We start from the raw sequence: 21,119 nt of genomic DNA, 5'->3' as shown, positions 1-21,119 counted from the left end.
CCGCCACGCCCATTCCTGACCGTGCGTCGGCCAACGCCTCTCTTCGTCTCGCTCACCCCGATCACGGGGCTCAGGCGCCGGCGAGCACCGAGCGATAGAGGTCGATGGTTTGCCGACCGATGCGCGCCCAGCCGAATTCGGCTTCAGCGCGGACCCGACCCGCCTCACCCATTCGGTTGGCCCGGTCCCGGTCCGAAACAACCTCGGTGAGCGTTGCCGCGAGATCGGCAACGAAGCGTTCAGGATCGACCGGAGTTCCCGTCCCGTCCTGAACTTGGTCGATCGGGACGAGTCTCCCGGTCACGCCGTCGTCGACGACCTCGGGAATACCCCCGGTTGCCGTCCCGACGACGGCTGCTCCACACGCCATCGCCTCCAGGTTGACGATTCCGAGCGGTTCGTACACCGACGGACACACGAAGGTCGTGGCCTGGCTGAGAATCGCGCACAGCTCGTAGCGGGGCAGGAGCCTGTCGATCCAGACCACGCCCGAACGCTGCTTCTGCAGTTCGCGGACCCCGGCCTCGACCTCGGCAAGAATTTCAGGAGTGTCAGGCGCGCCGGCGCACAACACGAGCTGCACGTCATCCGGCAGGAGCGCCGCCGCGCGCAACAGGTACGGCAACCCCTTCTGGCGGGTAATCCTGCCGACGAACACCACGCTTGGGCGATCGGGGTCGATCCCGAGCGAGCGCACGAGTTCAGGATCGGAAACGGGTTTCCACTCGGTCAGGTCGATTCCGTTGTAAATGGTGTGCACGCGTGACTCATCCAGCCGCGGATAGCTCTTCAGGATGTCCCGCCGCATTCCGTCGCTGACCGCAACGACGGCATCCGCGTTCTCAAATGCTGTTTTCTCGATCCAGCTCGACACGCGGTACCCGCCACCGAGTTGCTCGGCCTTCCACGGCCGCAGCGGTTCGAGGCTGTGGGCGGTCACGATGTGCGGGATGCCGTGCAGCAGCTTGGCGAGGTGACCGGCGCCGTTCGCGTACCAGGTGTGGGAGTGAACGAGATCCGCTCCCCCGACATCCTGCGCGATCGCCAGGTCGGTGCCGAGCGTCGTCAACGCGGGATTCGCCTGCGCGAGTTCGACCGGGACGCCGTAGGCGAAGGTGTTGGGCTCGTCACGCGGAGCCCCAAAACACCGCACAGTGACGTCGATGTCAGACCGCATGGCGGTCACAAGTTCAGCGGCGTGCACTCCGGCACCGCCATATACCTCCGGGGGATATTCCCGGGTCAGAAGATCAACACGCATACCACGAACGCTAGTACAGCTTGGGCTGCAATAGTCTTGGTGCATGGTCGCATCGAAGAAGATATTTGGCATCGTCCTCGCCGGGGGTGAGGGCAAACGACTGATGCCCCTCACCGCCGACAGGGCGAAGCCCGCAGTCCCGTTCGCCGGTCAGTACAGGCTCATCGACTTTGCGCTGTCGAACCTGATCAACTCAGGACTCACGCAAATCGTCGTACTCACGCAGTACAAGTCGCACAGCCTCGACAGGCACGTCTCGCAGACCTGGCGCCTGTCCGGGCTGCTGAACTCGTACGTGGCATCCGTCCCGGCGCAGCAGCGCCTCGGCAAACGCTGGTTCTCCGGCTCGGCCGACGCGATCCTGCAAAGCCTCAACCTCATCCGCGACGAAAAGCCGGACATCGTTGTCGTTGTCGGCGCCGACCACGTCTACCGGATGGACTTCCGCGACATGATCCAGGCGCACATCGACTCTGGCCGCGGTGCAACCGTCGCTGCGATCCGCCAGCCGATCGAACTGAGCGACCAGTTCGGCGTGATCCAGCTCGACCAGGACGACCCGACGAAGATCTCCGAGTTCCTCGAGAAGCCGATCAACGCCGAAGGACTCGCCGATGCGCCGCACGAAGTGCTCGCATCGATGGGTAACTACGTGTTCACGACAGAGGCCCTCATCGAAGCGGTGACGAAGGACGGCGAGCTGACCGCGTCGAATCACGACATGGGCGGCGACATCATCCCGGCCTTCGTCGCGGCGGGTGACGCTGGCGTCTACGACCTCAAGCGCAACGATGTTCCGGGTTCCACCGATCGCGACAGGGACTACTGGCGGGATGTCGGGACCATCGACTCGTTCTTCGAGGCGCACCAGGATCTCATCTCGACGCTCCCGATCTTCAACCTGTACAACAGCAAGTGGCCGATCTTCAGCCAGCAGCTGAACTCTCCCCCGGCGAAGTTCGTGCGCGACGGCAAGGGCAACCTGGGGACGACCATCGACTCCATCGTCTCGCTCGGCTCCCTCATCTCGGGTGCGCATATCGAGCGAAGCGTGCTCGGGGCATGGTCGAAGATCGACTCAGGTGCTCGGGTGATCGACTCCGTGCTCTTCGACCGCGTCGAGGTTCGCCCCGATGCTGTCGTGAGGCGCGCGATCCTCGATAAGGATGTCGTTGTCGAATCCGGTGCGTCGATCGGGGTCGATCACGATCGCGATCGCGCCCGCGGTTTCACCGTCACGGACTCAGGACTCACCGTTGTGGGCAAGGGCGTGCGCGTCACTCCATGAGTCTCACCGGTATGCCGGGCGGGATCGCTCCGGCGCGTTTCCTCGTCGTGCTCGACGCTGACTCGACCCTCATCGAGAACGAGGCCATCGAACTGCTTGCGCAGGAGGCCGGCTCACTCGACCACGTTGCACGGGTGACCGAGCGGGCGATGCGCGGCGAGCTCGACTTCGCCGCGAGCCTTCGTGAGCGGGTGGCGACGCTCGCGGGTCTCAGCGATTCCGTGTTTGACGTCGTCCGCGACCGGATCACCGTCACTCGCGGAGCAACGGCGCTGATCGACGGCCTTCACAAGGGTGGGTCACGCGTCGGCGTGGTGTCAGGCGGGTTCCACGAACTGCTCGACCCTCTCGGCGCTCGGCTCGGGCTGGACCACTTGCGGGCGAATCGTCTCGAGGTCGTGAACGGACGCCTGACCGGTGTTGTTCGCGGCCCGATCATCGACGCGCAGGCGAAAGCTGAGGCCCTGGCCGAGTGGGCGGCGGCTGACGGCATCCCGCTCTCTCGCACCGTCGCTGTCGGCGACGGAGCGAACGACCTGCTGATGATGCACACGGCGGGGCTCAGCGTTGCATTCAACGCGAAGCCCGCTGTTCGCGAGAGGGCGAATGTCACGGCGGCTGACGTCGACCTCAGCGACGTGCTCCCGCTCCTCGGCCTTCGGGGCTGACGCTCGTGGCCTACTGCTCCGGTACGGCTAGTGCCCCATGCCGAGGCCGCCGTCGACGGGAATGACCGCGCCGGAAATGTATCCGGCGTCGTCGCTGGCCAGCCACGCGACGGCCTTCGCCACCTCTGACGGTGTCGCAAAGCGGCCGGCAGGAATGCTCTTCTTGTATTCGGCCTGTGTCGCTTCGGGAAGCTCAGCCGTCATATCCGTTTCGATGAAACCTGGTGCAACGACGTTCGCCGTGATGCCGCGCGCACCGAGCTCGCGAGTGATTGAGCGCGCCATGCCGACCAGCCCCGCCTTGGAAGCCGAGTAGTTGACCTGCCCCGGCCCGCCATAGAGGCCGACAACGCTCGAGATCAGAATGACCCGGCCGAACCGCGCCTTGAGCATTCCCTTCGACGCTCGCTTGACCACGCGGAATGCCCCACCCAGGTTCGTGTTCACAACGCTGTCGAAGTCATCCTCGGTCATGCGCATGAGCAGAGTGTCTTTGGTGATTCCGGCGTTGGCGACGACGACTTCCACCGGGCCGAGTTCGCGCTCGATCTCGCTGTATGCCCGGTCGATGGATGCTGCATCGGTGACGTCAGCGCGCACGGTGAGGCTGCCGGCGGGGCCAGCGCCCGAGCGAGCGGTCACAGCGACCCTGTGTCCCTGGGCGAGGAACTCCTCGGCGATCGCGAATCCGATTCCGCGGTTGCCGCCCGTGATGAGAACCGTGCGTGGGGTGGGAGATGTCTGTACCAAGAATGGACCTTCCGGATGCCGTGGGTGCCGTGCGTGGGATAGAGCGCTATCGCCACCGCCGGGGGCTGTGTCTTCGCCCTCACCCAGCTTATGGGGTGTCAAAGAAGCGTAGGCTTGGGCTGATGAAACAGCCCTCAATCACGTCGCTCCCGACGGCTCCTGAGGAGGAGCAGCGGGCACGAATGATCAAATACACGATTGCCATGAGCATCCGTGTGGTTTGTCTTGTCCTGATGCTGTTTGTCCAGGGCTGGTGGCTCGCTGTCTGTGTCGCTGGCGCGATCATCCTGCCCTATGTCGCTGTCGTACTGGCCAACGTTGGAACCGCCACCACCGGCGCTGAAGTCATCCGCCCCGGCGCTATTGTTCCGGTTGGCCGCCCGGCTCCCGGCCCCGGTGAGTATTCCGCTCCCTCCGAAAGCGCCGGTGCTAACCAGAGCGCCCGGCCCGGCGACGCCGAGCCAGAGCCAAACGCACAGCCAGAGGAAAACACCCGCCCTGACGAAGATAAGTGGAGCGCATGATCGGTCTCTTTTCGGAGCCCGAACGACGCACCTGTTCGCGCGCCGGATGCTCCGCGACCGCGGGATGGCGGATTGAGTGGCGCAACCCCAAAATTCACGCGGCCGACCGGGTCAAGGTGTGGCTGGCGTGCGACGAGCACCGTGACTACCTCGAAAACTTTCTCTCATCGCGGGACTTTCCGGTGAACGTAATCGAACTGAGCCCGGAGGACGCACTGTGAAAAACTGGCGATTTGTGATGAGCCGCCGCTGGTTCGGCTACCTCGCCGTTGCGATGGTGTTTGCCCTCGTCTGCGTCCTGCTCGCGAACTGGCAGTTGTCTCGCGTCGACGAGAAGAAGCATGAGATCTCCCTCGTTGAGGGCAACTACAGCAGCCCTCCTGTCGCCATCGCCGATGCACTCCCGACGAGGGAGTCCTTCGACGAGCGTGACAAGTGGATCCCCGTGGTTGTCACCGGTACCTACCTCGAGGACGAACAGATCCTCGTCCGTAACCGTCCGAGGAACGGGCAGCCCGGCTTTGAGCAGCTGGTTCCCCTGCGGCTCGCCGACGGCTCCGTATTCATCGTCGACCGCGGCTGGCTCCCCACCGGCAACGCGCAGGACCTGCCGGATGTTCTTCCCGCTCCCCCGTCGGGCGAAGTGACAGTGGTGGCGCGGCTCAAGGCTGGCGAGCCCACTCTGCCCGGGCGCAGCGCTGCTGACGGGCAGATTGCCACGGTGCATCTGCCTGACCTCGAAGACCGCCTCGGGGTTCCGCTCTACACCGGCGCGTACGGTCTCCTCGACCAGGAGACGCCGGCACCCGCCGATACCGCACCGCTGCCGGCGATCAAGCCCGTACTCGATGAGGGAATCCACCTGTCGTATGCGTTCCAGTGGGTCATCTTCGGGTTACTGGGGTTTGCCTTCCTCGCGTATGCCGTTCGGCAGGAGTACCGTCACCTCAACGCGGACGACCCCGAAGAAAAGAAGCGCGCCGAGGACCGGGAGCGCAAGCGTCGTGCGAAGCGTTCCGACGCGGATGTCGAGGACGAACTGCTTGAGCACGCCCTGCCGAAGCCGGAAAAGGTCGTTTAAACCACGAGCGGCGGGCTTTCTGCCCGCCGCTCGATGAGTTTCTTGCTCTACGCGAGCTCGATGAGCTCGAGGTAGTCCTTGTTCCAGTGGTCTTCGACACCATCGGGCAGGATGAGCACGCGCTCGGGGTTGAGGGCCTGGACGGCTCCCTCATCGTGGCTGACCAGGACGACGGCGCCGGTGAAGTGCGCGAGTGCGTCAAGAATCTCGGCACGGCTCGCGGGGTCCAGGTTGTTGGTCGGTTCGTCGAGGAGCAGCACGTTGGCGCCGGAAACCACAATCATGGCGAGTGCCAAACGAGTCTTCTCGCCACCGGAGAGGACCCCGGCCGGCTTATGCGAGTCGTCACCGGTGAACAGGAAGGACCCGAGAACCTTGCGGGCCTCGGTCTCGGTGATGTTCGGAGAGCTCGACACCATGTTCTCGAGAACGCTCCGCTTCACATCGAGTGTCTCGTGCTCCTGGGCAAAGTAACCGATCCGCAGTCCGTGGCCAGGCTCCACCTGTCCGGTATCGGGCTTGTCGACGCCGGCGAGGATACGCAGCAGCGTCGTCTTTCCGGCACCGTTCAGGCCGAGAACGACGACTTTGGAGCCGCGGTCGATGGCGAGGTCGACGGCCGTGAAGATTTCGAGCGACCCGTAGCTCCGCGACAGGTTCTTCGCCATGAGCGGAGTCCGGCCACACGGGGCGGGGTCGGGGAAGCGCAGCTTCGCGACGCGCTCGACCGACCGGACTTCCTCGAGTCCCGACAGCATCTTCTCAGCGCGCGCGACCATCTGGTGGGCGGCAGCAGCCTTGGACGCCTTCGCCCCGAACCGGGCAGCCTGAAGCTGCAACGTCGATGCCTTCTTCTCGACGTTGACGCGCTCCTTCTTGCGGCGCTCCTCGTCGGACGCACGCTGGCGCTGGTAGTTCTTCCAGTTCATGTTGTAGACGTCGATAACCTGGCGGTTGCCGTCGAGGTAGAACACCTTGTTGACGGTCTCGCCGACGAGCTCGACATCGTGAGTGATGACGATGAAGCCGCCGGAATAGGTCTTAAGGAACTCGCGGAGCCAGACGACCGAGTCGGCGTCGAGGTGGTTAGTCGGCTCGTCGAGGATCATCGTCTTCGCGTCGGAGAACAGGATGCGTGCCAGCTCGATGCGTCGGCGCTGTCCACCCGACAGTGTGCGTAGCGGCTGATCGAGGATCCGATCGGGAAGGTTGAGGTTGCTCGCGATCGACGCCGCTTCAGCCTCAGCGGAATAACCGCCGAGCATCTGGAACCGTTCCTCGAGGTTGCCGTATTTCTTCATGGCTGCAGCGCTCACCGCGGCATCGGTCGACGCCATGCCGACTGTTGCTTCCTGCATTTCGAGGACGATGCTTCCGAGGCCTCGGGCGTTGAGGATCCGGGTGCGAGCCAGTTCGTCGGGGTCCCCGCTCCGGGGGTCCTGCGGCAGGTAGCCGAGTTCGCCCGATCGTTCGACTTTTCCCTTTGAGGGGAGCAGTTCGCCGGCGAGCACCTTGGTCAGTGTGGTCTTCCCAGCACCGTTTCGGCCAACGAGGCCGATCTTGTCTCCGGCCGCTACTCGAAAGTTGACGTCCTCCATGAGGACTCGTGCCCCGACGCGTATTTCGAGGTCGTGCACAGTGAGCAAAGCAAAGTCCGTTTCAAGCTGGCGCGCCAAAGAAGCGCGAAAAGTGGGGGTCAGCCCTCAAGTCTACGGTGTCGAGCCTGTGTAACTCACCAGAGCCCCAGCAGCGAAGAACTAACGGCCGCTTCGCTCTCGGCGGAGCCCAGCTCCTCAGGGGCGCGCGATCCTCGCGATCCTGACAATGGCATCCGTCAGTACCTCAGGCGAGCAGGCGAGATTCATTCGGGCGTGACCCCGACCGGCGTCGCCGAAGTCGACGCCGGAGCTGAGCGCCACCCTGGCCTGGGTCAGAATCCTCTCCGCGGGGTCGTCACCCCAGCCGAGGCTGCGGAAGTCGAGCCAGGCGAGGTAACTGGCTCGCGGTCTGCTCCAGGTGACCTCGGGAAGGTGCTCGCCGAGCAGCGTGTCGAGCAGGTCGAAGTTTGCCGAGAGGGATTCGAGTACACCGTCAAGCCACGGCTCCCCGTCGGTATACGCGGCAACGCTCGCGAGCACGCCGAACTGGCCGGTTCGCCAGGAGACCTCGATCGGAAGCGCCTGGAGCACGGCGGCGGTCGCGGTGGCGTGCGCGACGACGATGGCGCACTTGAGTCCCGCGAGATTCCACGCCTTGCTGGCGGAATGGACGGCAAACCCGGTTGCGCGCGCCTCGGGCGACACGCTGAGGTACGGCGTGAATGTGGCGGTCGGCTGGGTCAGGGGTGCGTGGATCTCGTCGCTGACCACGGTCACCGAGTATCGGGCCGCGAGCCGGGCAACCGCCTCCAGGTCCGCTCGCTCGTGCACGAGCCCGAGCGGGTTGTGCGGGTTGCAGAGTAAGAAGGCGCGAACTCCGTCTGCGAACGCAGCCTCGATGGCGTCGAGATCGAGTCGGTGCGCTGATCCGTGGGCAGCGCTGTGTGACTTCTCGATCGCGGAGAGCGGCACGCGTACGACGGATGCTCCCGCTTCAGTGACGAGGTCGTAGAACGGTGCGTAGACCGGGTCGTTGACCAGCACCCGGTCGCCGGGCTGGCAGACAGCGCGGAGCACCTCGACGATACCCATCGAGACGTCCGCTGTCGACAGCAGCGCAGCATCCTCGATGTCCCACGACCAGCGGCGCCGTGCAAAATGCCGGAACGGGTCGAAGACGGGATTGGATGACGACACATAGCCCGTGTCTCCGCGATCGATGGCGCTGTGCAACGCGCGTTTGATCGGGGCGGCGAGCGGGTAGTCCATCTCCGCAACGAACATCGGGAGAACGTCGCTGGGATACTCCGTCCACTTCTCGCTCGTCCGGGTCCGCAGGACGTCCAGTGGGTCTGCCTGAACTCGTTCCATGCCCCGACACTACGACAGTCCCGCTCCCCCACGCACAAATGCCCCCTTCCGAAGAAGAGGGCATCAGTGAGTGCGGTGCGAAGGGTCAGATGCTGAATCCGAGCGCACGCATCATGTCGCGACCGTCATCGGTGATCTTGTCGGGCCCCCACGGCGGCATCCAGACCCAGTTGATCCGGAACGCCTCGACGACGCCGTCAAGCGCCTGGGCAGTCTGCTCCTCGAGCACGTCGGTCAGCGGGCAACCGGCACTCGTGAGCGTCATGTGGATGACGAGCGCATCGTTCTCATCGTCCCAGCCGAGGTCGTAGATGAGCCCGAGGTCGACGACATTGATCCCGAGTTCCGGGTCCATGACGTCTTTGAGCGCCTCTTCGACCTGGTCGAATTTCTGTGGACTGAGCGTTGTTACCATGACCTGACTCTAAACCGAGGCCCCGTCAATGAGGAAGCGGTCGTACCCTTCGTTCTCGAGGCGGTCTGCAAGCTCGGGCCCACCCTGCTCTGCGATGCGTCCGTTTACGAAGACGTGCACGAAGTCGGGGCGGATGTAACGGAGGATGCGGGTGTAGTGGGTGATGAGCAGCACACCGAGGTTGGTGTTCTCCTTCGCACGGTTGACACCCTCTGACACGATCTTGAGTGCGTCGACGTCGAGACCTGAGTCGGTCTCGTCGAGAACCGCGAATGTCGGCTTGAGCAGTTCGAGCTGGAGGATCTCGTGGCGCTTCTTCTCTCCACCCGAGAAGCCCTCGTTGACGTTGCGCTCGGCGAAGGTCGCGTCCATGCGGAGGTCCTTCATGGAGCTCCTGACGTCCTTGATCCAGGAACGGATGGGCGGGGCTTCTCCGTCGATCGCGGTCTTCGCGGTGCGCAGGAAGTTCGTGACGGTGACGCCGGGGATCTCGACCGGGTACTGCATCGCCAGGAAGAGGCCAGCGCGTGCGCGCTCGTCAACGCTCATGGCGAGGACGTCCTGGCCGTCGAGCGTGATCGAGCCTGAATCCACCGTGTACTTCGGGTGACCGGCGATCGTGTACGCGAGTGTCGACTTGCCCGAGCCGTTTGGCCCCATGATGGCGTGGGTCTCACCCTTGTTGATGGTGAGGTCGACGCCACGCAGGATCGGCTTGGTGCCCTGGTCGGTCTCGACACTGACGTGCAGGTCGCGGATTTCAAGTACAGCCATTGCTAAATCTCTTTCGTTACGGTCGGGTCAATGAAAATGTTGCCGTCGGCAAGCTCGACGGAGAAAACCGGGACTGGCTCGTACGCGGGCAGCGTCAGTGGCTTGCCCGTGAGCAGGGAAAACTGGGAGCCGTGCGCCCAGCACTCGAGGGTTTCACCCTCGACGAATCCTTCGCTCAGCGAGATGTCCCCGTGTGTGCAGGTGTCTCCGATGGCGTGGACGTCACCGGCCGAATCGAGAACGAGCGCGATCGGGGTGCCGTCAACGACGACCCGCTTCGCCTCATTCAACGTCAGATCGGCAAGGGCACATACCTGGGTTCGCGCCACGTTCAGCTGCCCTCTGTCGACAACCGGGTGCGGGTGAGCTCCTGCTCGATGGCATCCTGAAGCTGGTCCTGCAGGTCGGCGTCGCCGATCTGCTGAACGATGTCGGTGAGGAAGCCGCGAACGACGAGTCGCCTCGCCTCTTCTTCGCGGATGCCGCGGGCCTGCAGGTAGAAGAGCTGCTCGTCATCGAAACGGCCGGTGGCGCTTGCGTGCCCGGCACCGGCGATGTCGCCGGTCTCGATCTCGAGGTTCGGGATGGAGTCAGCGCGCGTGCCGTCGGTGAGGACGAGGTTGCGGTTCTGCTCGTAGCTGTCGGTGCCGGCGGCGCTCTGACGGATCAGCACATCGCCGATCCAGACCGTGCGTGCCCCCGTGCCCTGAAGCGCGCCCTTGTAGTTGACACGGCTGCGGGTCTGCGGCGCGTCGTGGTCAACGTACACCTGCTGCTCGAAGTGCTGGCCGGCGTCGGCGAAATACAGCCCGAGTGCGTCAACGTCGGCACCCGTTGAGACCAGGTGGGTCGACGGGTTGATCCTGACGATGCTGCCACCGAGGGTGACAACGACGTGCTTGATCTTCGCGTCACGCCCGACGGTGGTGAAGTGCGAAGCCAGGTGCACTGCGTCGTCGTTCCACTGCTGGACGGTCACAACGGTGAGGTTCGCGGCATCGCCGACGATGATCTCGACGTTCTCGGTCAGTCGGGCGTCTCCGGTGTTCTGCAGGATAATCAGCCCGCGGCTGAGCGGCTTCGCCTCGATGACGATGTGCCCGGCACGCGGCGCGGAACCGAGGTTGTCGCGGGACAGGCGGAGGGTCTTGGCTTCCTCACCGGTCACGGTGATCGCGAGAACCTTCTCGACCTGGGTCCACGCGTTGGCTGATGCGCGGTCCTCCGGCGTTCCTGCCGTTCCGATGCGGGTGTCGGTGCGCTCCACCCAGTCCACAGCGATCCCGGGGACGGCGGTGGTCGTGAGGTCATAGGCGCTTCCGTCGAGCGGGCCATCGATGAGGGCGGCGATGCGGTCAACCGGAGTGAGCTTCCACGCGGCCTCACGACCGGTGACGGCGGGGAAGTCGGTGACGAGCGTGGAGGTGAACCGCTCAGACCGGGTCTGGATCGGGACAACTCCCCATCCGCCGTCGGTGTGCTTCTTGTAACCGAGTGCCCCGGTGTTCTCGAGATTTGTCGACATTGTTTCTGGCGCAGAGATCGTCATTTAGCCGACTGATCCTTCCATGCCCATTTCAATGAGCTTGTTGAGTTCGAGAGCGTATTCCATCGGGAGTTCGCGGGCGATCGGCTCGATGAAGCCGCGGACGATCATCGCCATGGCCTCGTCTTCCGGCATGCCACGGCTCATCAGGTAGAAGAGCTGTTCTTCGCTGACCTTCGAGACTGTCGCCTCGTGGCCGAGCTGGACATCGTCAACACGGATGTCGATGGCCGGGTAGGTGTCGCTTCGTGAGATCGTGTCGACGAGGAGCGCGTCGCAGCGCACCGTGTTTGCCGAGTGGTGCGCGTTGGCGTCAACACGAACCTCACCGCGGTATCCGGCGCGTCCTCCGCCACGAGCGATCGACTTGGAGACGATCGATGACTGCGTGTACGGGGCCATGTGGATCATCTTTGCGCCGGCGTCCTGGTGCTGGCCGGGGCCGGCGAATGCAACGGAGAGGGTCTCGCCCTTGGCGTGCTCCCCCATCAGGTAGATCGACGGGTACTTCATGGTGACCTTGGAGCCGATGTTTCCATCGATCCACTCCATGGTCGCGCCCTCTGCGGCTGTCGCGCGCTTCGTCACGAGGTTGTACACGTTGTTCGACCAGTTCTGGATCGTCGTGTAACGAACGCGTGCGTTCTTCTTCACGATGATCTCGACGACAGCGGAGTGCAGCGAGTCCGACTTGTAGATCGGGGCCGTGCAGCCCTCGATGTAGTGAACGTAGCTGCCCTCGTCGGCGATGATGAGCGTCCGCTCGAACTGGCCCATGTTCTCGGTGTTGATCCGGAAGTACGCCTGCAGCGGGATCTCGACGTGCACGCCCGGCGGCACGTAGACGAACGAGCCACCCGACCACACAGCTGTGTTGAGGGCCGCGAACTTGTTGTCTCCCGAGGGGATGACGGTGCCGAAGTACTCCTCGAAGAACTCGGGGTGCTCCTTGAGCGCGGTGTCCGTGTCCATGAAGATGACACCCTGGCGCTCGAGGTCCTCGTTGATCTGGTGGTAGACAACCTCGGACTCGTACTGAGCGGCGACACCGGAGACCAGCCTCTGGCGCTCGGCTTCAGGGATCCCGAGCTTCTCGTAGGTGTTCTTGATGTCGTCGGGGAGGTCGTCCCAGGTCTGCGCCTGCTTCTCCGTCGAACGGACAAAGTATTTGATGTTGTCGAAGTCGATCTCTGAGAGGTCAGCACCCCACATCGGCATCGGCTTGCGCTCGAAAAGTGCGAGTGCCTTCTGGCGGCGTTCGAGCATCCATGCGGGCTCAGCCTTGAGGGCGGAGATGTCCGCAACAACTTCCGGAGAGATTCCACGGCGAGCTGAAGCGCCCGCAGCGTCGGAGTCAGACCAACCGAATTCGTATTGCCCGAGGCTTTCGAGCTCTGGGCGGTCTATCAGTACATCTGACATGTCAACCTCTTTCCTTACAGCTTGCGTAACAGTCTCTCTGCATCACTCATTCCCACGCACGCCGCACCTGCGGCGATATTCGGTCGCCGTGTTGTCGAGAGTGTGCGGGTTGCTGAAATGCATACCTACAATTGTTCAAGGACCAAGCTGCGCTGCCTCACGTCACGATCGGCTAATTGCCGAGACGTATTACCTGAACCCCATAATTCTACAGGGAGGCGGGGTAAATTGCAGTAAACGTGCTGGCAGTCACAGCAACAACACAAATACCCAGCCAACTATTGGGACTGGTGACGCGAGAGCCTTTCGAGCCGGTCCGTCCCAGAGAAACAGCAAGCAAGAGGAACTTTGACAGTGAACGCGATCTCACAGGCAGCACGTCGATTCTGGGACTGGCTCCCGACGGGGGTCGACCGCCGCGTGCGCGTGATCGCCTGGCTCAACCTCGCGGCGCAGACGGCCCTGGTCGGCACGGGCGGCGCCGTGCGGCTGACCGGTTCAGGCCTCGGCTGCCCGACCTGGCCGCGGTGCACCGCTGAGTCGTTCGTCAGCACTCCGGAGATGGGGATTCACGGCGTCATCGAGTTCGGCAACCGGACCCTGTTCTTCGTGCTCCAGCTGATTGCGCTCACCGCACTCTTCTTCGTTCTCAAGTACCGCCGCCAGCGCCGCGACCTCTTCATCCTCACCGTCATTCCCGCGTGCAGTGTCCTGTTCCAGGCCGTCGTCGGCGGCGTCACGGTCCTCAGTGGCCTCAACCCCTACGTCGTCGGGCTGCACTTCGTCCTGAGCGTCGTCCTCGTGGTACTCGCTACGGTCCTCGTCTACCGCGTGTACAACGGAAACGGGGAGCGGACTCTCGCGGTCCCCCGCTGGTTCGCGATCACCACGCACGTCACGACGTTCTTCGTCGCTGTCACGGTGATCATCGGCATCATCACAACGGGATCAGGCCCGCACGCGGGTGATTCGGGTGCTGCCCGCAATGGACTCGACTCGGAGTTGCTCCAGCACCTGCACGCGTGGCCCGCCTACGTGACATTCGGGCTGACGATCGTGCTTCTCGTTGCCGCGGTCTCGCTCGGGCTGGAGAAGGTGCGGCGCAACCTCACGCTGCTGCTCGCCGTCGAGCTCGTCCAGATCGCTGTGGGGTTGGCTCAGGCACGGATGGGGCTGCCCGAGATTCTCGTCGGCATCCACATGGTGCTCGCCTGCGTGCTCGCGGCGGCGATGACGGTGACCGTCCTCAGCCTCAAGTCGTCCGCCCCGGTGCGCGTGGACGCGGAACCGGTGGAGGCCGTGCGCGCGTCCTAGCCCCGGGTGGGAGCCGCTGCGGGCCCCACCCGCGTCGTGGCCTGCACTCGTGCTCGCCCTGGATCACGGTCTCAGCCTGTGCTCGCGTTCTCGGCACGGGTCGTGCCCATGCCCTGAAGGTGACACTTGTGGTGGGTGCCGCGCCTAACACCCGCATCAACTGTCACTCGAATGAGCCCCGCGCCTCGCGCAGTGAACTCAAGTGACACTTGTGGTGGGTGCCGCGGCCGAACACCCGTATCAACTGTCACTCGAATGAGCCGACGCCTCGCGTCGTGCACTCAAGTGACACTTGTGGCGGGTGCCGCGGCCGAACACCCGCATCAACTGTCACTCGAATGAGCCGACGCCTCGCACAGCGAACTCAAGTGACACTTGTGGTGTGTACCGCGGCCGAACACCCGCAGCAACCGTCACTCGAATGAACCCCGCGCCCCGCGGCATCCGTCACCTGCCTTGAAGGTGACATTTGTGGTGTGTGCCGTGGCCGAGCACCCGCAGGAACTGTCACTTGAAACGGGTGCCTCTCCATGTGAGCGCTTCGCCCTGCGTGATGGCCAGCGCTCGTTCTCGGCCCAGATCGCGGCCTATCCCCGCTCACGTTACGGCCCGGGCCAGGGTCCGCGGCATCTGTCGCCTGCGCTAAAGGTGACACTTGTTGTGGGTGCCGCGATCGCGCACCCGCATCAACTGTCACTCGAATGAGTCCGGCGCCCCGCGCCGCGGACTCAGGTGACACTTGGGGTGGGTGCCGCGACAAAACACCCGCAGGAACTGTCACTTGAACAGCAGACCTCGCATGGAGTGGCAACTGCCACTCGAATGAGCCGGCGCCTCGCGCAGTGCACTCAAGTGACACTTATCGCGGGTGCCGCGATCGCGCACCCGCGGCAACAGTCACTCGAATGAGCCGGCGCCTGGCGCAGTGCACTCAAGTGACACTTGTGGCGTGTGCCGCGGCCCAACACCAGCAGGAACTGTCACTCGACAGAAGACCCTGCATGGAGCGGCAACTGTCACACGAAATGAGTGGCGCGCCCGACCCGCAGGCAGCAGCGATTACCTAGAACGGAAGCAGCGGATCGATGCCGACCGCGAGGAACAGCAGGGTCAGGTAGCTGATCGAACCGTGGAACACGCGCATCGGTGACACGTGCTCGTGCCGGATGGCCAGGTTGTAGAGGCGGTGCGTCTCGAAGATGAACCAGCCGCCTGAGACTGCGGCGACGACTGTGTAGAGCACACCCATCGATGCGACGGGGACGAGAAGGAGCGAGCACGCGACGGTTGCCCAGGCGTAGAGAATCACCTGGAGGCCGACCTGCGCGCGGCCGCGGACGACGGCGAGCATCGGCACTCCCGCGGACTTGTAGTCGTCGCGGTACTTCATCGAGAGCGGCCAGTAGTGTGGCGGCGTCCAGAGGAAGACGACGGCGAACAGGATGAACGGTGCCCAGCTGAGGGAGTTGGCAACGGCGGCCCACCCGATCAAGACCGGGAAGCATCCGGCGATCCCGCCCCAGATGATGTTCTGGCTTGTCCAGCGCTTGAGCCACAGTGTGTAGATCACAACGTAGAAGAAGATCGCGCCGACCGAGAGTGCGGCCGTCAGCGGATTCGTTGTGAAGTAGAGCCAGACGGTGGACAGGATGGCGAGCGACCAGGAGAAGACGAGCGCCTCGCGTGGCGAGAGGACGCCGGTGACGAGTGGCCTGTTCTTGGTCCGCTTCATCACCTTGTCGATGTCACGGTCGATGTAGCAGTTGAACGCTCCAGCGGCTCCGGCACTCATGGCACCGCCGATCACCGTTGCGAGAACGAGCCACAGGTTCGGGATGCCGCCCTCAGCGAGGATCATCACAGGCACCGTCGTGACGAGCAGGAGCTCCATCACCCGCGGCTTGGTGAGGGAGATGTAGCCCCGCACCTTGTCAGCGCGCGTCACGCTGTGCTGCGCGACGCGGTCTTCTACTGCAATGTTCATTGCTCCTCTAACCGGTGGATTACCACCCAATTCTAGGTCATTGCTCACCGGGCGTAAGGAACCGGCCGGTGGCCGGGCGCACTACCTATAATGAAGGTGCTCGCCAAACCGTTCGCTGGCTCAGAAAACCCCGATCGTTACACCTCGGGTGAAATCTGTCCATCGGCGCCAATGAAGCCAAAAGGCGTGGGAACACGCTTCATCGGTGGGTCAGAGATGGCCCCTGATTCGAAACGAGAAGGGTCCAATATAGTGGCAGCTTTGCAGTGGAACTCCATTGACGATAAGGCGGTTGACACCGCCAGACTGCTCGCAGCAGATGCGGTGGAGAAGGTTGGAAACGGGCATCCGGGAACGGCAATGAGCCTCGCGCCGGCCGCATACCTCCTGTTCCAGAAAGTCATGCGCCGCGATCCCAAGGACCAGCACTGGCTCGGCCGCGACCGTTTTGTGCTCTCGGTCGGTCACAGCTCACTGACCCAGTACGTCCAGCTGTACCTGGGCGGATACGGCCTCGAACTCGAGGACCTCAAGGCGCTGCGCACGTGGGGTTCACTCACGCCGGGCCACCCCGAGTACGGACACACAGACGGTGTCGAGATCACGACAGGGCCACTCGGACAGGGCCTCGCGTCAGCCGTCGGCTTTGCATACGCCGCCCGCTTTGAGCGTGGATTGTTCGACCCGGACACCGAAGCGGGCAAGAGCCCGTTCGACCACTTCGTTTATGTCATCGCCGGTGATGGCGACCTGCAGGAGGGTGTCACGAGCGAGGCCTCATCCCTCGCCGGCCACCAGGAGCTCGGCAACCTCATCGCGATCTACGACAGCAACCAGATCTCCATCGAGGACGACACGAACATCGCCTTCACCGAGGACGTTGCCGCGCGATACGAGGCGTACCACTGGCACGTGCAGACCGTTGACTGGAAGAAGACCGGCGAGTACGTCGAGGACATCCAGGCCCTCAACGACGCGATCGAGGCCGCAAAGGCCGAGACCGACAAGCCGTCGCTCATCATCCTCAAGACGATCATCGGCTGGCCAAGCCCGAAGAAGCAGAACACGGGAAAGATCCACGGATCGGCACTCGGCGCCGACGAGCTCGCGGCCGTCAAGGAAGTACTCGGCTTCGACCCTGCTGAGAGCTTCGTCGTCGCAGACGAGGTCATCGAGCACACCCGTAAGGCGATCGACCGCGGAGCGGAGCAGCGTGCCGAGTGGCAGGCGGGCTTTGACGCGTGGAAGGCCGCCAACCCGGACAAGAGCGCTCTGCTCGACCGGCTTCTCGCCGGCGATCTCCCCGAGGGTGTCGAATCGGCGCTTCCGGTCTTCGAGCCAGGAAAGGATGTCTCCACCCGCGCGGCATCCGGCAAGGTTCTCAACGCGCTTGGTCCTGTTGTCCCCGAACTCTGGGGTGGCTCCGCCGACCTTGCTGAGTCCAACAACACCACGATCGAGAGTGCGGAATCATTCGTTCCGAGCGAGCACTCCACCCACGAGTGGACCGGCAATAAGTACGGGCGGGTCCTGCACTTCGGAATCCGCGAACACGCGATGGCTGCGATCCTCAACGGCATCGTTCTTCACGGTCCCACTCGCGCCTACGGCGGAACCTTCCTGATCTTCAGCGACTACATGCGCCCGGCGGTTCGGCTTGCCGCACTCATGAATGTGCCGTCGATCTTTGTGTGGACCCACGACTCCGTGGCGCTCGGCGAAGACGGGCCGACGCACCAGCCGATCGAGCAGCTCGCAACACTCCGCGCAATTCCGAACCTGGCGGTCGTTCGCCCCGGTGACGCCAACGAGGTCAGCTACGCATGGCTCGAAATCCTCAAGCGCCGTGGCGGGCCGGCCGGCATCGCCCTCACACGCCAGAACATCCCGGTGTTCGAGCGTGGCGATGGCGAGGCAAGCGGAGACACCTTCGCATCGGCCGCGAATGTCGCCAAGGGCGCATACGTTCTCGCCGAAGCACCCAACGGAACACCGGATGTCATCCTGATCGCGACGGGCTCGGAAGTTCAGCTCGCCGTCGACGCCCGCGAGGCGCTCAAGGCTGACGGAGTCAACGCCCGCGTTGTCTCCGTGCCGTGCCTCGAGTGGTTCGAGGAGCAGGACGAGGCGTATCGCGAGTCGGTTCTCCCGAAGGCTGTCACCGCTCGTGTCTCCGTCGAAGCAGGGCTCGCCCTCACCTGGGCCGGCATCGTCGGCGACAGGGGTCGTTCGGTCTCGATCGAGCACTTCGGTGCATCGGCCGACTACAAGACACTTTTCAACAAGTTCGGCATAACCACGGATGCCGTCGTTGTTGCCGCTAAAGAGACACTCGGCAAGTAACCGCCGGCTCAGAAGGAGAACAACATGACGAACTCAACACCAACAGCTCAGCTTTCCGAGGCCGGCGTCAGCATCTGGCTCGACGACCTCTCCCGTGGACGCATCGAAACCGGCAACCTGCAGGAACTCATCGACACCAAGAACGTCGTCGGAGTAACCACGAACCCGACAATCTTCGCCGGTGCGCTCAGCAACGGTGAGGTGTATGCAGCGCAGGTCAAGGAACTCGCCGCACAGGGCAAGGACGTGACGGCGGCTGTCTTCGAGATCACCACCGACGATGTCGCGCGCGCCGCTGACATCTTCCGGCCCGTCTACGACGCGACGCAGGGCTTCGACGGCCGAGTGTCGATCGAGGTCGAGCCCGGCCTCGCCCACGATGCACAGGGCACCATCGAGGAGGCGAAAGCACTCTGGGCCAAGGTGGACAGGCCGAACGCGATGATCAAGATCCCCGCGACCGTCGAGGGACTCGAGGCGATCACCGAGACGATCGCGGCCGGGATCAGCGTCAACGTGACACTGATCTTCAGCCTCGACCGCTACCGTGCTGTCATCAACGCCTACCTCACCGGCCTCGAGAAGGCCAAGGCAGCGGGAATCGACCTGTCGACCATCCACTCGGTGGCATCCTTCTTCGTGTCGCGCGTCGACACCGAAATCGACAAGCGCCTCAGCGCCATCGGAACCGATGAGGCCCTCGCGCTCAAGAGCAAGGCCGGAGTCGCAAACGCACAGCTCGCGTACGAAGTCTTTGTTCAGTCGTTCGCGACCGAACGCGCGGAGATGCTCCTGGATGCCGGTGCGAACATGCAGCGTCCGCTCTGGGCGTCGACCGGTGTGAAGGACCCGAGCCTGCCGGACACCCTGTACGTCACGCAGCTCGTCGCGCCCCAGGTAGTCAACACGATGCCGGAGAAGACGCTCGAGGCCACGTTCGACCACGGTGTCATCGAGGGCGACAGCATCACGGGTTCCTACGCCGCTGCAAACGAGGTGCTCGACGCCATCGCGGCTCAGGGCATCTCCTACGACGACGTGACGCTCCTCCTTGAGAAGGAGGGCGTTGAGAAGTTCATCGTGTCCTGGAACGAACTCCTCGACACGGTCACTGCAGCGCTCGAGGCCGCAAAATGAGCTTCAAGATCGCGGTGAGCGGCGCGGCGGCTGACGCCGTCGCCGCCGTCGTCCCGACGCTGGTCTCCGACCTGGTCGCGTCAAGCATCACAGCGCAGGACCCTGCGCTGTGGGGACCAGACGCAGAGGAAGAGTCGTCGAAACGGCTCGGCTGGACCGAGGCGACCAGCGTGTCACGACCGCTGGTTGCCGAGATCGAGGCGCTGCGCGATGAACTTAACGCTCAGGGCGTCGACCACATTGTGCTCGCGGGCATGGGCGGTTCCTCGCTCGCGCCAGAAGTGATCACGCAGACACTCGGTGGCGACCTGACCGTGCTCGACTCGACGGCGCCGGGGCAGGTGCTCGCGGCACTGAACGACCGCCTCGCCAGCACCGCCATCGTAGTGTCGTCCAAGTCAGGATCGACGGTCGAAACCGACAGTCAGCGCCGCGCCTACGAGGCAGCGTTCACCGAGGCTGGCATCGACCCCCGTGGCCGCATCATCGTCGTGACCGACCCGGGCTCCCCGCTCGACGCGTCGGCGCGCGAAGCCGGTTACCGGGTGTTCAACGCCGACCCCAACGTCGGCGGCCGGTATTCCGCGCTCACCGCGTTCGGGCTTGTTCCGTCAGGACTTGCCGGTGTCAACGTCGGAGAGCTGCTCGACGAAGCCGACGCCATCGCCGTTGAGCTCGCGGTGGACGACGCGCGCAACCCCGGGCTCATCCTCGCGGCTGCAATGGCGGGGACCTCGCCGTTGAAAGACAAGCTCGCCATCGTCTCCGACGGAACCCACATCGTCGGCCTCCCAGACTGGGCTGAACAGCTCATCGCTGAGTCGACGGGAAAGCAGGGCACCGGCATCCTTCCTGTTGTGGTCGACACTCTCGCGCCCGAGGTCACAGATACCCCGGCCGATGTTCAGGTCGTTCGACTCGTTGATGACGCGGATGCCCCGCACCTGTTTGCCAAGGATCGTCACGAGGGTGAAATCCTGGTGAGCGGCACGCTTGGCGCTCAGATTCTCGTGTGGGAGTTCGCCACAGCGGTCGCCGGCCGAATCCTTGGGATCAACCCGTTCGACCAGCCCGACGTCGAGTCGGCGAAGATCGCCACGCGCGGCCTTCTCGATGCCCGTCCCGAGCAGGCACCCCCGCTGTTCGTGGAGAACGGCATCGAGGTGCGCGGCGACGCAAACCTGCTCGCCGGCGTCTCGACCGTGCGCGGCGCACTCGATGCGCTGCTTGCGACACTCGGCGCCGATGGTTACCTCGCAGTCCAGGCGTACGTCGACAGGCTCGCACTCCCCCAGCTTGCCGGCGTGCGTCAGCTGCTCGCGGCCCGCGCGGGCCGACCGGTCACCTTCGGCTGGGGACCTCGGTTCCTGCACTCGACGGGCCAGTTCCACAAGGGCGGCCCGGCTGTCGGTGTGTTCCTCCAGATCACGGAGAATGCGCCTGTCGACCTCGCCATCCCCGACCGTCCATTCACCTTCGGCCAGCTCATTCAGGCCCAGGCTCAGGGTGACGCGACGGTTCTGGCCGATCACGGTCGCCCTGTGCTCGTGCTCAACTTCACCGACCCGGAATCGAACATCGTCTCGCTGTTCGAAGCTGTCAACTAGGTTCCCCCGAACCGGATTTACCGGCCAGTACGGCCG

The 21,119-nt window shown here is 64.0% G+C and carries 19 protein-coding genes; 9 read left to right on the top strand and 10 right to left on the bottom strand.

The genetic code is table 11. The features are described 5' to 3' along the window. Positions 1-70: 70 nt before the first annotated feature. Complete coding sequence (gene glgA / locus AC1C2M_RS05000; RefSeq protein WP_483404090.1) at positions 71-1,261, bottom strand: glycogen synthase; 1,191 nt, start codon at positions 1,259-1,261, stop codon at positions 71-73. 43 nt (positions 1,262-1,304) lie between these two features. Here glgA and AC1C2M_RS04995 point away from each other — a divergent pair, with 43 nt between their 5' ends. Both AC1C2M_RS04995 and serB read left to right on the top strand, forming a co-directional pair. After that, positions 1,305-2,549, top strand: coding sequence for a glucose-1-phosphate adenylyltransferase (locus tag AC1C2M_RS04995; protein WP_483404091.1), 1,245 nt, complete (start codon positions 1,305-1,307; stop codon positions 2,547-2,549). Then, on the top strand, positions 2,546-3,217 hold the full coding sequence (serB, locus tag AC1C2M_RS04990; RefSeq protein WP_483404092.1) for a phosphoserine phosphatase SerB: 672 nt from the start codon (positions 2,546-2,548) through the stop codon (positions 3,215-3,217). Before AC1C2M_RS04995 ends, serB begins: the two co-directional genes overlap by 4 nt. 27 nt (positions 3,218-3,244) lie before the next feature. Here the strand turns inward: serB and fabG are convergent, their stop codons facing one another. Next, the gene (gene fabG, locus AC1C2M_RS04985; protein WP_483404093.1) at positions 3,245-3,967 is read right to left on the bottom strand and encodes a 3-oxoacyl-ACP reductase FabG; all 723 of its coding nucleotides are present in this window, start codon (positions 3,965-3,967) and stop codon (positions 3,245-3,247) included. A gap of 122 nt (positions 3,968-4,089) precedes the next feature. Between fabG and AC1C2M_RS04980 the strand changes: the two genes are divergently transcribed. Genes AC1C2M_RS04980 through AC1C2M_RS04970 form a run of 3 tightly spaced genes read left to right on the top strand, consistent with a single transcriptional unit; the run spans position 4,090 to position 5,572 of the window. Beyond that, positions 4,090-4,491 carry a DUF3099 domain-containing protein gene (locus AC1C2M_RS04980; RefSeq protein ID WP_483404094.1) on the top strand — a complete coding sequence of 134 codons (402 nt, stop codon included), beginning with the start codon at positions 4,090-4,092 and terminating at the stop codon, positions 4,489-4,491. Beyond that, complete coding sequence (locus AC1C2M_RS04975) at positions 4,488-4,712, top strand: hypothetical protein (RefSeq protein WP_495435438.1); 225 nt, start codon at positions 4,488-4,490, stop codon at positions 4,710-4,712. The genes AC1C2M_RS04980 and AC1C2M_RS04975 overlap by 4 nt, the downstream gene beginning before the upstream one ends. Then, positions 4,709-5,572, top strand: coding sequence for an SURF1 family cytochrome oxidase biogenesis protein (locus AC1C2M_RS04970; RefSeq protein WP_495435437.1), 864 nt, complete (start codon positions 4,709-4,711; stop codon positions 5,570-5,572). Before AC1C2M_RS04975 ends, AC1C2M_RS04970 begins: the two co-directional genes overlap by 4 nt. 47 nt (positions 5,573-5,619) lie before the next feature. On the opposite strand, the gene AC1C2M_RS04965 is transcribed toward AC1C2M_RS04970, so the two are convergent. The 7 genes from AC1C2M_RS04965 to sufB form a co-directional block, all read right to left on the bottom strand. Then, entirely contained in the window at positions 5,620-7,218 is a 1,599-nt protein-coding gene (locus AC1C2M_RS04965) for an ABC-F family ATP-binding cassette domain-containing protein (RefSeq protein ID WP_483404096.1), read from the bottom strand. Between the two features lie 147 nt (positions 7,219-7,365). Further along, positions 7,366-8,541 (bottom strand): MalY/PatB family protein, encoded by a 1,176-nt coding sequence (locus AC1C2M_RS04960; RefSeq protein ID WP_495433950.1) that lies wholly within the window; start codon positions 8,539-8,541, stop codon positions 7,366-7,368. Positions 8,542-8,626: 85 nt separating this feature from the next. Beyond that, positions 8,627-8,956: a metal-sulfur cluster assembly factor gene (locus AC1C2M_RS04955; RefSeq protein ID WP_108390965.1), complete on the bottom strand. Its 330-nt coding sequence runs from the start codon at positions 8,954-8,956 to the stop codon at positions 8,627-8,629. 9 nt (positions 8,957-8,965) lie between these two features. Further along, positions 8,966-9,730: a Fe-S cluster assembly ATPase SufC gene (gene sufC / locus AC1C2M_RS04950; RefSeq protein WP_483404099.1), complete on the bottom strand. Its 765-nt coding sequence runs from the start codon at positions 9,728-9,730 to the stop codon at positions 8,966-8,968. A 2-nt stretch (positions 9,731-9,732) separates the two neighbouring features. Next, a complete protein-coding gene (locus AC1C2M_RS04945; protein ID WP_483404100.1) occupies positions 9,733-10,059 on the bottom strand; it encodes a non-heme iron oxygenase ferredoxin subunit in 327 nt (108 codons plus the stop codon). A 2-nt stretch (positions 10,060-10,061) separates the two neighbouring features. Next, the gene (gene sufD, locus AC1C2M_RS04940) at positions 10,062-11,279 is read right to left on the bottom strand and encodes a Fe-S cluster assembly protein SufD (protein WP_495435436.1); all 1,218 of its coding nucleotides are present in this window, start codon (positions 11,277-11,279) and stop codon (positions 10,062-10,064) included. Further along, on the bottom strand, positions 11,280-12,698 hold the full coding sequence (sufB, locus tag AC1C2M_RS04935) for a Fe-S cluster assembly protein SufB (protein ID WP_483404102.1): 1,419 nt from the start codon (positions 12,696-12,698) through the stop codon (positions 11,280-11,282). 354 nt (positions 12,699-13,052) lie between these two features. Between sufB and AC1C2M_RS04930 the strand changes: the two genes are divergently transcribed. Further along, positions 13,053-14,012, top strand: coding sequence for a COX15/CtaA family protein (locus tag AC1C2M_RS04930; protein ID WP_495435435.1), 960 nt, complete (start codon positions 13,053-13,055; stop codon positions 14,010-14,012). A 1,063-nt stretch (positions 14,013-15,075) separates the two neighbouring features. Here AC1C2M_RS04930 and AC1C2M_RS04925 read toward each other — a convergent pair. Further along, the gene (locus AC1C2M_RS04925) at positions 15,076-15,996 is read right to left on the bottom strand and encodes a heme o synthase (protein ID WP_483404105.1); all 921 of its coding nucleotides are present in this window, start codon (positions 15,994-15,996) and stop codon (positions 15,076-15,078) included. Positions 15,997-16,248: 252 nt separating this feature from the next. Between AC1C2M_RS04925 and tkt the strand changes: the two genes are divergently transcribed. Genes tkt through AC1C2M_RS04910 form a run of 3 tightly spaced genes read left to right on the top strand, consistent with a single transcriptional unit; the run spans position 16,249 to position 21,083 of the window. Beyond that, positions 16,249-18,339: a transketolase gene (tkt, locus tag AC1C2M_RS04920; RefSeq protein WP_495435434.1), complete on the top strand. Its 2,091-nt coding sequence runs from the start codon at positions 16,249-16,251 to the stop codon at positions 18,337-18,339. 24 nt (positions 18,340-18,363) lie between these two features. After that, positions 18,364-19,476 carry a transaldolase gene (gene tal, locus AC1C2M_RS04915; RefSeq protein ID WP_483404107.1) on the top strand — a complete coding sequence of 371 codons (1,113 nt, stop codon included), beginning with the start codon at positions 18,364-18,366 and terminating at the stop codon, positions 19,474-19,476. Then, a complete protein-coding gene (locus AC1C2M_RS04910) occupies positions 19,473-21,083 on the top strand; it encodes a phosphoglucose isomerase-related protein (RefSeq protein WP_483404108.1) in 1,611 nt (536 codons plus the stop codon). The genes tal and AC1C2M_RS04910 overlap by 4 nt, the downstream gene beginning before the upstream one ends. Positions 21,084-21,119: the final 36 nt, after the last annotated feature.

This window comes from Mycetocola sp. Y444, from assembly GCF_059445295.1.
This window is presented reverse-complemented; position numbering and strand designations above follow the sequence as displayed.

What these genes read in the sequence shown, in the direction of transcription:
- AC1C2M_RS04910 (WP_483404108.1), top strand. Translation starts at nt 19,473, where the DNA reads ATGAGCTTCAAGATCGCGGTGAGCGGCGCGGCGGCTGACGCCGTCGCC.
- AC1C2M_RS04960 (WP_495433950.1), bottom strand. Translation starts at nt 8,541, where the DNA reads ATGGAACGAGTTCAGGCAGACCCACTGGACGTCCTGCGGACCCGGACG.
- sufD (WP_495435436.1), bottom strand. Translation starts at nt 11,279, where the DNA reads ATGACGATCTCTGCGCCAGAAACAATGTCGACAAATCTCGAGAACACC.
- AC1C2M_RS04995 (WP_483404091.1), top strand. Translation starts at nt 1,305, where the DNA reads ATGGTCGCATCGAAGAAGATATTTGGCATCGTCCTCGCCGGGGGTGAG.
- AC1C2M_RS04975 (WP_495435438.1), top strand. Translation starts at nt 4,488, where the DNA reads ATGATCGGTCTCTTTTCGGAGCCCGAACGACGCACCTGTTCGCGCGCC.
- sufC (WP_483404099.1), bottom strand. Translation starts at nt 9,730, where the DNA reads ATGGCTGTACTTGAAATCCGCGACCTGCACGTCAGTGTCGAGACCGAC.
- glgA (WP_483404090.1), bottom strand. Translation starts at nt 1,261, where the DNA reads ATGCGTGTTGATCTTCTGACCCGGGAATATCCCCCGGAGGTATATGGC.
- AC1C2M_RS04925 (WP_483404105.1), bottom strand. Translation starts at nt 15,996, where the DNA reads ATGAACATTGCAGTAGAAGACCGCGTCGCGCAGCACAGCGTGACGCGC.
- serB (WP_483404092.1), top strand. Translation starts at nt 2,546, where the DNA reads ATGAGTCTCACCGGTATGCCGGGCGGGATCGCTCCGGCGCGTTTCCTC.
- AC1C2M_RS04980 (WP_483404094.1), top strand. Translation starts at nt 4,090, where the DNA reads ATGAAACAGCCCTCAATCACGTCGCTCCCGACGGCTCCTGAGGAGGAG.
- tal (WP_483404107.1), top strand. Translation starts at nt 18,364, where the DNA reads ATGACGAACTCAACACCAACAGCTCAGCTTTCCGAGGCCGGCGTCAGC.
- AC1C2M_RS04955 (WP_108390965.1), bottom strand. Translation starts at nt 8,956, where the DNA reads ATGGTAACAACGCTCAGTCCACAGAAATTCGACCAGGTCGAAGAGGCG.
- sufB (WP_483404102.1), bottom strand. Translation starts at nt 12,698, where the DNA reads ATGTCAGATGTACTGATAGACCGCCCAGAGCTCGAAAGCCTCGGGCAA.